Source organism: Dolichospermum sp. UHCC 0260, from assembly GCF_009711985.1.
Classification (GTDB): domain Bacteria; phylum Cyanobacteriota; class Cyanobacteriia; order Cyanobacteriales; family Nostocaceae; genus Dolichospermum; species Dolichospermum lemmermannii.
In genome coordinates this window covers 24,930-36,857 of the sequence record NZ_VIKZ01000013.1, presented here as the reverse complement: position 1 = coordinate 36,857, position 11,928 = coordinate 24,930, and the positions used below count along the sequence as shown (strand labels likewise).

14 protein-coding genes are annotated in these 11,928 nt (G+C 36.9%); 2 read left to right on the top strand and 12 right to left on the bottom strand.

Features of this window, described 5'->3' with window-relative positions:
• Window positions 1–110: 110 nt before the first annotated feature.
• The 11 genes from rpsN to FJR08_RS07415 form a co-directional block, all read right to left on the bottom strand.
• Window positions 111–413 carry a 30S ribosomal protein S14 gene (rpsN, locus tag FJR08_RS07470; RefSeq protein WP_015080153.1) on the bottom strand — a complete coding sequence of 101 codons (303 nt, stop codon included), beginning with the start codon at window positions 411–413 and terminating at the stop codon, window positions 111–113.
• Window positions 414–528: 115 nt separating this feature from the next.
• Window positions 529–1,203 (bottom strand): endonuclease III, encoded by a 675-nt coding sequence (gene nth, locus FJR08_RS07465; RefSeq protein WP_323294589.1) that lies wholly within the window; start codon window positions 1,201–1,203, stop codon window positions 529–531.
• Between the two features lie 314 nt (window positions 1,204–1,517).
• Window positions 1,518–2,612, bottom strand: coding sequence for an RIP metalloprotease RseP (gene rseP, locus FJR08_RS07460; RefSeq protein ID WP_168632727.1), 1,095 nt, complete (start codon window positions 2,610–2,612; stop codon window positions 1,518–1,520).
• Window positions 2,613–2,691: 79 nt separating this feature from the next.
• Window positions 2,692–2,829: a hypothetical protein gene (locus FJR08_RS07455; RefSeq protein WP_174782923.1), complete on the bottom strand. Its 138-nt coding sequence runs from the start codon at window positions 2,827–2,829 to the stop codon at window positions 2,692–2,694.
• Entirely contained in the window at window positions 2,817–2,969 is a 153-nt protein-coding gene (locus FJR08_RS07450; protein WP_015080150.1) for a hypothetical protein, read from the bottom strand. The genes FJR08_RS07455 and FJR08_RS07450 overlap by 13 nt, the downstream gene beginning before the upstream one ends.
• Entirely contained in the window at window positions 2,962–3,228 is a 267-nt protein-coding gene (locus FJR08_RS07445; protein WP_371415547.1) for a Txe/YoeB family addiction module toxin, read from the bottom strand. The genes FJR08_RS07450 and FJR08_RS07445 overlap by 8 nt, the downstream gene beginning before the upstream one ends.
• The gene (locus tag FJR08_RS07440) at window positions 3,222–3,458 is read right to left on the bottom strand and encodes a type II toxin-antitoxin system Phd/YefM family antitoxin (RefSeq protein WP_015080148.1); all 237 of its coding nucleotides are present in this window, start codon (window positions 3,456–3,458) and stop codon (window positions 3,222–3,224) included. The genes FJR08_RS07445 and FJR08_RS07440 overlap by 7 nt, the downstream gene beginning before the upstream one ends.
• Before the next feature lie 445 nt (window positions 3,459–3,903).
• Window positions 3,904–4,131, bottom strand: coding sequence for an antitoxin (locus tag FJR08_RS07430; protein ID WP_168632726.1), 228 nt, complete (start codon window positions 4,129–4,131; stop codon window positions 3,904–3,906).
• 444 nt (window positions 4,132–4,575) lie between these two features.
• Window positions 4,576–6,357: a UvrD-helicase domain-containing protein gene (locus FJR08_RS07425; RefSeq protein WP_015080144.1), complete on the bottom strand. Its 1,782-nt coding sequence runs from the start codon at window positions 6,355–6,357 to the stop codon at window positions 4,576–4,578.
• A gap of 114 nt (window positions 6,358–6,471) precedes the next feature.
• Window positions 6,472–7,752, bottom strand: coding sequence for a serine--tRNA ligase (serS, locus tag FJR08_RS07420; protein WP_168632725.1), 1,281 nt, complete (start codon window positions 7,750–7,752; stop codon window positions 6,472–6,474).
• Between the two features lie 384 nt (window positions 7,753–8,136).
• Complete coding sequence (locus FJR08_RS07415; protein WP_015080141.1) at window positions 8,137–8,709, bottom strand: DUF3611 family protein; 573 nt, start codon at window positions 8,707–8,709, stop codon at window positions 8,137–8,139.
• Window positions 8,710–8,831: 122 nt separating this feature from the next.
• Here FJR08_RS07415 and FJR08_RS07410 point away from each other — a divergent pair, with 122 nt between their 5' ends.
• Entirely contained in the window at window positions 8,832–9,365 is a 534-nt protein-coding gene (locus FJR08_RS07410) for a cofactor assembly of complex C subunit B (protein ID WP_168632724.1), read from the top strand.
• Window positions 9,366–9,821: 456 nt separating this feature from the next.
• Here FJR08_RS07410 and FJR08_RS07405 read toward each other — a convergent pair whose 3' ends face one another.
• Window positions 9,822–10,151, bottom strand: coding sequence for a DUF3155 domain-containing protein (locus tag FJR08_RS07405; protein WP_015080139.1), 330 nt, complete (start codon window positions 10,149–10,151; stop codon window positions 9,822–9,824).
• A 382-nt stretch (window positions 10,152–10,533) separates the two neighbouring features.
• On the opposite strand from FJR08_RS07405, the gene FJR08_RS07400 reads away from it, so the two are divergent.
• Complete coding sequence (locus tag FJR08_RS07400; RefSeq protein WP_015080138.1) at window positions 10,534–11,889, top strand: sensor histidine kinase KdpD; 1,356 nt, start codon at window positions 10,534–10,536, stop codon at window positions 11,887–11,889.
• Window positions 11,890–11,928 lie beyond the last annotated feature (39 nt).

Here is an 11,928-nt window from a genome sequence, read left to right as displayed (position 1 = left end):
ATTGGTCATTGGTCATTGGTCATTGGTCGTTGGTTCACAGCCAATAGCCACTGACAACTGACAACTAGCAACTAACAACTGACCACTGACAACTAACCACTGACAACTAACTACCAGCTAGACTTAACAACACCGGGTAACAAACCTTCATGGGCCCATTCCCGGAGGACGTTCCGAGATAGTCCGAAATCACGGTAGAAGCCTCTAGGACGACCAGTTAACCAGCAACGGTTGTGCTTACGAGTAGGCGCACTGTTGCGGGGTAATTGTTGAATTTTGCGGTGAACTTCTAGCTTTAGCAACGGAGATGCTGCTGTTCTGAACTCTTCTAGTAGTGCTTCCCGCTTGTCAGCATACTTAGCTACCATTTTTGCGCGTTTCTTCTCGCGCTCAATCATACTCTTTTTCGCCATGAATTCCCTAATGTAATGAAAGACAGCATTCTCTATTCTACACCCTTACTCACAATTATAGGGACATGAGAATATAAATTTCTGTTAATTAACCCCAACCCAATACTCCCCAATATTACTCTCTGCGACTCTGCGACTCTGCGAGAGACAAATTCATATCACACAAATCAGCCAATTCACAAAGATTACAACCAGGAGAACGAGCTTTACACACAGCCCGACCATGATAAATTAATCTAATTGACCAATTCTCCCAATGTGGTTGGGGTAATAACTTCATTAAATCTTTTTCAATTCCTACAGGTTCGGTATTTTTCGTCAACCCCAAACGCTGACTTAACCGCTTGACGTGAGTATCTACTGTCACCCCAGCATTGATACCATAAGCATGGGCTAAAACTACATTTGCAGTTTTCCGTGCTACTCCTGGCAGCTTTAATAACTCTTCCATTTTGTTGGGAACAACAGCATTGAAATCATTGACAATCATTCGACAAGCACCTTGAATATTCTTGGCTTTATTGCGATAAAAACCCGTCGAACGTACCAATTCTTCTAACTCTGTTAAATCTGCATTTGCTAAACTTTCCGCATCAGGAAATCGCCCAAATAATCCTGGTGTAACTTTATTCACTCTTTCATCTGTACATTGAGCGGAAAGAATAGTTGCTACTAATAATTGTACAGGAGTTGCATAATCTAAAGAGCAAGTTGCATCTGGATAAAGATACTGAATACGGGCAAGAATTTCTAAAGCCCGTTGTTTTTTAGTTAATGATTTACGAGTCACGTCAGAGATTTTAAATTTAAGATTATTATTTGGTGTAGGGGTTTAACACTGCTCATTGGTGTCAACTTAGGTTACAGATACTTCGACAAGCTCAGTACAAGTGGCTTATTTGTTTGGCTTCCACACCCGTCAGGGAATAAATTCCCTGTCTCATAGCTCAAGTCCGTTAAAACGGACTAATAAATTTTCCTAGTATTTAGTCATCTTTTAGATGACTTTCGCTATTAGCAAGGAACTTGAGTTCCTTGCGGGATGAAGATTTTGCGTTAAGTTGACACCAATGAACACTGCTAAACCCCCTACAATTACTGGATTTACAATTTCTGAAATAATTGTTGGATAAATTCTAATTGGGTTGTTTCTTTCACAATTAAGAAAATACCTAATCCTAAAAGTAACACCAAACCAGTTTGCATCACACCTTCTTGAACTTTGTTAGGTAAAGGCCTACCAAATAATCCTTCAATTAATAAAAAGGCTAATTGTCCACCATCTAAAGCGGGAAGAGGCAAAATATTAATAATTGCCAAGTTAATACTAATAATTGCCGCAAAAGAAAATAAATTTGTGCTATCACTAGCGGCTAATTGTGCGCCAATTTGGACAATTTTCACAGGTCCAGAAACTTGTCCTACCGTTTGCCCAAAATTAGTAATTAACTGCCCAAAACCTTGGAATGTCCCCACAACTAACTGTTGAAAACGATTAGCTGCAACTTTGATAATCTCCACAATATCTTGGGGACGGCGATAAATTGCTTTACCATTGGGACCCAATTCAATTCCCACTAGACCTTTACCATCAGCACCCTGTTTAGGAGTTAGTTTTAGGTTAGTTTGTTGGGTTTCGTGTTGAATTTTCAGGTCAATTTCTTGATTAGGATGGGTTTGAATTTCCTTTGTCAATAATGTAGTTGCGTCTTTACCTAGAGGAATTTCTTGGCCATTTACAGCCAGAATAATATCTCCTTCTCGAATTCCTGCTTGGTAAGCAACAGACTGTTCATTGACAGGTTTGACAAGGACACCGGGTTGATACTGAAATTCTTGGGGTATACCAACGATACCCAATTGCAAAGCCAACATCAAATACGCAAAGATTAAATTTGCAATTACACCGGCACTAATGACAATAGCACGGTCTAAAACTGGGCGGTTACGCAGCAAATTGGGGTCATTGGGGGGAATTTCGCTATCTGGATCATCATCGGGAAAGCCGACAAAGCCACCCAAGGGGAAAGCGCGGATAGTGTATTCCGTTTCTGATCCTTGGTACTTTAAAAGAATCGGACCAAAACCCAAGGAGAAACGGTTAGCGTAAATACCTTGAGAACGGGCGGCTATGAAATGTCCAGACTCATGTACTAAGATCAAAATAGCCAAAACTGCGATCGCTGCTAAAACTGACATAGAGCAAATTAATCAAAATATTCGGAAATATATTCTTATTGTAGTTTGGGAACCGGCGCAGAGACTCAATCGGCTGATGTCAATTTTTCATCTGTTGTCTAATCCAATCCCGAAAGCAGCGAATCATGGCAATTTCGCCAATTTCCAGACTTTGAGTTAAAAAATGGGGAATTTCTGTAGTTAGGGGCAAATTTACAAGGACTATTATTTGAGACATTCCCACTCTTCTGCGTTAACAATAGGACTAACAATATCACCCAATGTTTTACCTTTACCAATGATAGTATTAGGAGGAGTACGGCGTTTTTTGGCTGGTAATTGATGTTTGAGAATCAGATAAAAAAACATACTATTCATAATGAGTCCACATTCGTAAAATTTTGGCCGTATTTTCAGATTCAATTACTTCATAGACTAACCGATGTTGAATATTAATCCGTCGTGAATATGCACGTTCTAAATCTCCGACTAATTTCTCATAAGGTGGGGGATTTTGAAACGGATTGATTTGAATAATATCAAGTAAGCTTTGTGCTTTATCTTTTAAATTACTTGCAGCCAATTTTTTAGCATCTTTCTGAGCTTGTTTAGTATAAACTAAATTCCAATTCACCACTCTAATTCCCCATCACATTCTGCAATCGGTGTTGCTAATCCTTCTTTAATTGATTCCCGTATTCCTGGAATAGAAAGAAGATAAAGAGTTTCTTGGATAGATTTCCAGTCTGCTTCAGACAATAATACTGCGTTGCTATTGTCTCCGGCAATAACAATAGGTTGATGAGACTGATTGACTGAATCAATTAAATCCTGTAATTGTTGTTTTGCTTGATTAATTGAAATCATAATCTTTTTTTTTGAGATTACATTATAATAAATAATAGCATGAAATTTAATTTTTTGTCTGAATCAGGATGTCCAGGATTTGAGGATGTACAGAATGTTTTATTAATATTCATCTACATTTTCAGAAATTGTGCTAATTCAAATATTCCAGAATAATTAGATTTTTACTAGGTCTTGCTGTTAAATAACCAATAATACTTGTTTCTATGTATATTGTTTTGGTCATATTATTCCAATGCGATTACTTTGGTAAATTTACTATACTGTATTCTGTTAATCCTTTTTGTCTGAATCAGGATACTCAGGATTTGAGGATTAACAGGATGTTTTATTAAAATTAATCTATATTTTCAGAAATTGACAAGGTTTGAAATCGAGCTATAACTTTTTCTGGCTTTTGTTTAATCAGATAAATACAGATGTTGGTATCGAGAAGATATTGCATTTAAAATTCCTCTCTTTTATCAATAGGAAGTTGATCTCTAGTCATCATAAAATCATCAGAGAATTGATCTAAACTATCAATTAGAGTTTGCCAAGGATTATCTTTACTAATAAGAATAATGGCATTACCAATTTTTTTGATATAAACTTCTGTACCTGTCATTTTAAAATCTGTTGGTAATATCACCATTTGATGAGTACCGTCACTGCAAAGTTTAGCTGTATTCATGATTATTTCCTCTAATTCATGTTAGTTGCTTATGCTTTAATTGTAGCTAAAAATTGTCTGAATCAGGATGTACAGTATGTTTTTTTAATATTTATCTACATTTTCAGAAATTGTATTTTGTCAGAATCAGGATACTCAGGATTTGAGGATGTACAGGATGTTTTTTTAATATTTATCTATATTTTTATAAATTGCATTTTGTCAGAATCAGGATATCCAGGATTTGAGGATGTACAGGATGTTTTTTTAATATTTATCTACATTTTCAGCAATTGCGCTAATTCAAGTATCCCAGAATATCAAAATCAAATATAATCCTGTTAATCCTTTAATCCTGGATATCCTGATTCAGACAGTTAAATATTAATAAAAAAGGTGCGTTAATGAAATGTAACGCACCTTATGAAATGAGCGATCGCACTAATAATTTAATTTGTTAATTCGCTACTGTTCATTCCATTTAGTCGGTAATATGTTACCAAACTCAATATATCTTGGGTGAGCATTAAATACAATTAAATTTTCACGAGTTCGAGTTATCGCAGTATAAATAACGGCATCAAGTTGTGAATTATCACCCCAAAAAGTATCATCAATATATAGAACTACATTTAGTATTTCCCATCCTTTGAAGCTATGAATTGTGGACATTTTTATCCTGCTATCACCCATCCAAAATGATTTTTTATGATAGCGAGATGACTCATTGTCAGTATCAAAAACATGATTTACATATATATTTTTTGATTCAAAATGATTAACACACTCCATACCAATTTTATGATTTGGTAGCAGTATAACCATATCTGAAGCTTTGTATCCTTCTTCTTTTAGTTGATTGAATGCGTACCAAATCAGTTTCAATCTTTGATTTGGTTCAACGTTAAGCCATACAATGTGAGGATTAAGTGGGCGTTCAAACAAGCTTTGCTGTACAATTCTCTCAGTCTTCAATTCCTGATTTAGATTGAACATTAGACTGAATTTTTCAGCAGCAATAGCTACCTTCTCTGGTAAGCGAAAAACTGTTTCCAACTTACGCCAGTCTCCTCTAAATTGTGTGCCTTTGCCTTTCAAAGATCCATCTATCCAACTAAGCTCTACACCATATATATTCTGCTTTTTATCACACACTAATAGTAATTCATTCCTATCTCTAAGAAAGCGGACAAGCAACTTATACCACTCAAGACAAAAATCTTGTCCTTCATCAATGAGAATCGCATCATATCTTTTGGAATTAATTCCAGACTTTTCCAAAGCTTCCTCAACATAGCTGGGGATTACTATTCTGAAAAAATCATCTCCCTCTCCTTGTGGAAAATCAACTCCAATTTCATTTAGGATATCTGAACAAAAACCATGAAAATGTTTAAAAGTAATTTTCTTCCAATCAAATTGAAAAGGCGCACGTTGTATGAGGTCTTTGATATAGTGCCATAGTGTTATATTAAAAGTTACAATTAAAACATCAAAGCCCTGAGATGCTAGTTTTGCGGCACGAAAGGCAATTACCTGAGTTTTGCCACTACCTGCTACCCCACGCAACCGAAAATGACCTGATTTTGGTTCTGCATGATTTTTCTGTTGAGATGTTAAATCTAATGGAATTGTTCTTTCTAGAGTATGAAAAGGTGGATCAAGCCAGAACAAAATATCATTATTCCATTCTTTTTTCCAGTAAAAACTGCTATTCTTGTTTGAATCTGGAATTATCTTAAATAAATTTTCGGCTTTAAGTTCATCATGTCCAAAAATTGGACGATAATCTTTTGAAAAATCCTTAAATAGTTCTTTAGCTGAAGCTGTTGTTGCATTGTGAAAATATAGACCAGTTTTAATTAACCCCAGTGCATTTATAGTTTTGTCAACTTTTTCTCCGATATCTGGAATCAATTGTCCAATAATATTTTCTCGATATTGTTCAACTTGATAAACAGGATTTTTAATTGGATAGCTACCTTTAGAGTCAGATACAAATAATGTATCTTGTGCAAAATGATAATGCACTAAATTCCAATCTTTTACTTCAATTATTGTAATACCAACAGAAGGATTAAAAACTATAATATCTGGGCGATGACCATTCAAAAAGGGTTGAATGTAGATTTTCCATTCTTCTGGTAAATACTTATCTAAGAATCTCGCCAAAGCAATCTCACCAGCCGTGAATTTATCAGGAAGTTCGCCCATTTGATCCCAACTTGGAAAAATTCTATGTGCCATAATTTACCTACCTACAATATTTTATCTGATATTTGTAACTAACATTTTAACAATAAATTATCTGTATAATCACTATTCACAGTGATTATACAGAATTTCAGATAGGTAAAATATCTACAAAACCTCCCTACCCAAATAAACCTGCAACACCTCCGGTACTTTAATCGTCCCGTCAGCTTGCTGATAATTCTCCAAAATCGCCGCCATAGTCCTTCCCACAGCCAAACCAGAACCATTTAAAGTATGCACAAACTGCGTCCCCTTCTTACCAGCATCCTTAAACCGAATATCTGCCCTTCTCGCTTGAAAATCAACACAATTAGAACAACTAGAAATCTCTCGATACTTCCCAGCAGAAGGCAACCATACCTCTAAATCATAAGTTTTTGTTGCAGAAAAACCTAAATCAGCAGTACATAAATTAATCACCCGATAGGGCAATTTTAAAGCCTGTAAAATACTCTCAGCACTGACTAGCAACGTCTCCAATTCCTCAAAAGAATTTTCCGGTTTTACTAACTTCACCAACTCTACTTTATTGAATTGATGTAACCGAATTAAACCCCGCATATCCCGTCCATAACTTCCCGCTTCCCGCCGAAAACATGGCGTATATGCAGTATGATAAATTGGTAATTCTTCCCCGTTGATAATGTCCCCCCGATACAAATTAGTCACTGGAACTTCTGCGGTAGGAATTAACCATAAATCATCCTCTGCACATTTAAAACTGTCTTCTGCAAACTTGGGTAATTGTCCAGTTCCCGTTAAAGAATCTGTATTTACTAATAACGGTGGACTAACTTCTATATAGCCATTTTCAATATGTTTAGAAAGCATAAACTGAATTAATGCTCTTTCTAAACCTGCACCCGCACCTATCAAACTTACAAACCGAGTTTGGGCAATTTTTACCGCTCTTTCAAAGTTCAAAATTCCCAACTTTTCGCCGATTTCCCAATGGGGTATAATATTCGGATTTTCGGGTTTATATTCATCTCCCCATGTTTTCACTTCTTGGTTATCATCTTCACTTTTACCAATGGGGGTAGAATCACTGGGAAGGTTAGGAAGTGCTAAGAGTAATTGGTGAATTTGGGCTTTTAACTCCTTTTCCTGGGGTTCTAATGAGCTTAATGTGATTTTGAGGCTGTTTCCTTCATCCTTTAAAGCCAGAATTTCTGCATCTTGAGGATTAACACCAGATTTTACCTTGTGTCCCACCAGTTTACCAATTTCATTACTCCGGGCTTGGAGTTCATTGCGTTTTACTTCCAATTCCCGTTGTTGTTGACTCAAATCTAAGATAGGCTGAATCTCGTATTTGCCACTACGATTGTTCAACTTGTCTTGTACGAATTGGGGATTTTCTCTAATTTGTTTAATATCTAGCATTTTTTGCTGATTAGTTGTAGGTGTAAAGCGCAATATTCATTGCTGTCAACGTAAGTTACAGATGGTTTATTTGTTGGCTTCCACACCCGCCCGAAACTTAAGTTTCGGTCTAATAACTAAAGTAAACTAAAGTTTACTAAATAACTTTTGGTTTTTTTAGTCATCTTTAGATGACTTTAGCTATTAGACTGGGAATTAATTCCCAGGCGGGTTGTCTTTTGTTTTTTTTAGTTATCTTTAGATAACTTTAGCTATTAGACTGGGAATATGGCTTACGCCACGCTACGCTATCATTCCCAGGCGGGTTGTCGGTTTCACTAAATATGCCCATTGTGTAAGTCATAGTGAGGACAAATATTCATATTATGCCTAAATTCCGAATTTTTATGGTTTATTAATCCGATTCATTAACCACAAAGATGCTAATAAACCTGCAAAATGCGCTGATACAGTATTTGTATTTGCCTGGACTATGAGCATATCCAAACCGCTAATAATCCGAGTTGGGTCAAATAATTGAGTAGTTGCGGCTTGAGGAGATATTGACCTAGCTACCAATGTACCAACAATCGCCTGCGCTCCCAACAGGGTGACTAATATGCCGCCTAAATTTATCCATAGTCCCAAACGTAATACTTGCACGGTTTCCGCCTTGCGGGGACGATTACTAGCATTAGGGGATTCTAGTTTTTTGCCAATTCTGGTGTAGCGATAAGCCAAGTAAATACCAACGCCCAACAGAATTATGCCACAAATTGCTAAAAATACACCAAAGCCTGTGCCTGGATTATTATTGGGGCTGTTGGCTTTTTGACTGAAAATGCCAAATAATAAGACAATTATTCCAGAGATGACACCTAATACCAACTGAATCCAGAAACTAATCCAACCTGCTAGGCGAAATTGTTGGGCGATAGCCCGGATATTAGATGATGGTGTTTCGGAGTTTTGTGACATATAAAAATTAAAAATTAAAAGTTAAAAACAACTTCCGTTTGTTGTCTGTTAGCTGTTACCTGTTTCCAGAATAATTGATAATGGTTTAAGTCTACTGAAAATTTCCGACTTAAAAATTAGTTATGGATTTTACCGTTTTGCAATCTACTTTCCTGTTAACTTTCCTCTTATCAGTTGGTTTATTTTTCTTTATACGTGCTTCAACTAAAGACCGTACAGAAATGATGCGCTTGACTTCGGATCAGGACGAAAATACATTCATGACTTCATTAAAGGAGTATTTTCGCTCTCGTGCTTATCGAGTTTTAGCGGTAGACTCTGCCAAAAATCAAGTCACTTTTGAGGGATTTGTCAGCCCTAGCTGGTTTTTAGCTATATTTTTGACTGTATTAGCTGCTGTGGGTTTAGGTTGTTTGGCGTTGGTTTTATCAATGCTTTTTCCCGATTTTGGGCAGTTTTTTCTGGGAATAATCCTATTTTCGCCTTTAAGTGGGTTATTGTATTGGAAAAAATCTGGAAGACTTGAGAAGGTGTCACTCAATATGGAAAATATCCTGAGTGGACAAGACTTCTCAAGTATAATTACTGTGACTGCCCATAGAGATGAACTTGCTGAGTTACAAAGGGCATTACAGCTAAAGACGCTGGACACTTGATTGATTTTCGGGGATAAAAACCAGCATTCTCCACATTCATGTAGGCTTCTGACTAAAATTTTGAGTAAATCAGCAGTAGGAAGGAAAAATTCTGCTTGTGCTGTTAATCTTCCTGATGCCTGAAATGTCATGAGGAAAAATTTAAATTGGTGGACAGAGCTTGATAGTAGTCCAAATTAATGAGAGCATAAATAATTCATGCTTCATTTTTTGGATGACCTTGGCTCTGTCGCTATTCTCTTGGTGTATAAGCTGATAATAAACTGATTCATCTAACCAAATTTAGTTGATGAGGAATTAATTATGCCATGACTTGAGAGAATTCATTTAAACCCTACTGGCAAATTCAACAACAAAATTAAAAAAAGGAATTTTTGAATAAGCTGGTCAAAATTACCAGTTAATTATTCACAGATTCAGAAGTCACACTTACAAGATATGATGGTCATTTGTTGTTTAGTTACTGGCAACAGCAACAGCAACAGCAACAGGTTCTTGTGCTGTTGGTGATTCTAAAGTCCTAAGACTAGGGAACAAGAAATGATTCTCTTCTACGTATTGAGCGCCAAACAGACCTTTTTCCGCCCAGAAATAACGGTCTGTTGTATGTTCATTACGTTTTACTAGTAGCAGCGCGGGTGGCAAAATACCTTCAGCTTGAATAAATTTTCTTGCTGCTGTCACAGGTTTATCTTCGCCACTTTCAATGCTGTACTGAGGAATATGCTCAAGTATGCGCCGTCCTTCCTGTCTCCGACGACTCTTCCGCTTGCGTCTCCGTGCCAACCTATTGTCCTCCTGTTTCAAGCTATAGACTGTAGTTATGGCTACAAAATCCGTCGTCATTATATAAGTTCTATCTCAAAAAATCAATAGTTTTTAATGTTTTGATACAACTGGGGAAAAAACAATTAAAAATCAAGAATTAAAAATTAAAAAATCGCTGCCTTTTCAGTCATTACTTGTTACCTCTTCGCCCATTACCAGATTAAACTAGATAGCTATAAGCCTTGATTGGGGACTGGGGACTGGGGACTGGGGACTGGGGACTGGGGACTGGGGACTGGGTAATTTTCTTCTTCCTTGCTCGGTGACTCCTGACTCGGTGACTCCTGACTCGGTGATTCCTGACTCCTAGATTCTTTCTTCCTCCTAGATTCCTGAACTCATGCTAATGTCTGCCAGTTCTGATTTCCTTGCTCTATGTCGAGAACAAATAGCCCTGCTAACCCAAGGAATGGGGGCATCTTTTACGGTGGTTTATTTAACACAGGAACTGGTAGAAAAGCCTATAAGTGAGGCGCGACTAATTCCGGTAATGGTGTATCCAGAGACTATAGCATTAAATTCTAGTAATGAATATGGTGAACCAGAGAATAGCTATTCTGTAAGGCTTGCTAATGTTTTAGCATTCCCAAATCAGCAACCGAGGTTGTTAAAACCGACTTCTGTATCTTCTCATCCGTCGGTGGAATCGGAAACAACAGAAAAACAAAATTTACACGATGAACAGGATGAATACTTACTCAGTCATAACCAAATTGTTTTACCCCTGATTTATGAGGGTGTAATGATGGGCTTATTGGTGACTGCGAGGGACGATAGGGAATGGAATCAACGGGAAGAGGGGGAAATTGAACGCATTGCCAAAACTTTAGCGATCGCTTGCATTATAGACCAGCGGAGGGCTTGGTTACAACACCAACTCCAGCAAGAACAAATTTTGCAAGAGAGACAACGGGACTTATTAGATAATCTTTTGCATCAGCTTCGTAACCCCTTAACTGCTATTCGCACCTTTGGTAAGTTACTATTTAAGCGAATGCGACCGGTTGATCCTAATCGGGAAGTAGCAACCAGTATAGTCAGGGAGAGCGATCGCTTGCAAGAGCTATTGCAACAATTTGATCAGGTTATTGATTTAAATACAGCAGATTTAGCACCTCTACCTCTACCAGAATCAAAGGTTGTTATTAATGAAAATGTGCAAAAGCCAGTTAAACCTGCATTATTATTGCCAGGAACAGGAGAACAATTAACTGATTGTTGTCTAGCAGATTTATTAGCACCTTTATTAATATCGGCTCAAGCTATTTCCCAAGAAAGAAATTTACAATTAATTACGGAAATTTCCCACTATTTACCTTTAGTAAAAGTGAATGAAAAAGCATTAACAGAAGTGTTGAGTAATATTATAGATAATGCTTTGAAATATACTCCCCCCGGTGGAAAAATCTTAGTCCAATGTGGGCAACAAAAAGGAAATTTACAAGGTATTGCTATTAGTGATACAGGTCCTGGTATTCCTCCAGAAGATTTAGAACATCTTGGAGAAAGACATTATCGAGGTGTACAGGCAAAAACAGAAATACCCGGAACTGGTTTAGGAATTAGTATTGCTAAACAGCTAATAGCAGAAATGCAGGGAAGTATAGAGGTTTTCAGTCCGGCCATTCACTCAATTATCACATTACCGCATATCCCAGGAACTACATTTATAATTTGGCTACAGTCTGTTGATTAAGTGATAGAAGTTTTATATTTAATTGGATATATGCTTAGA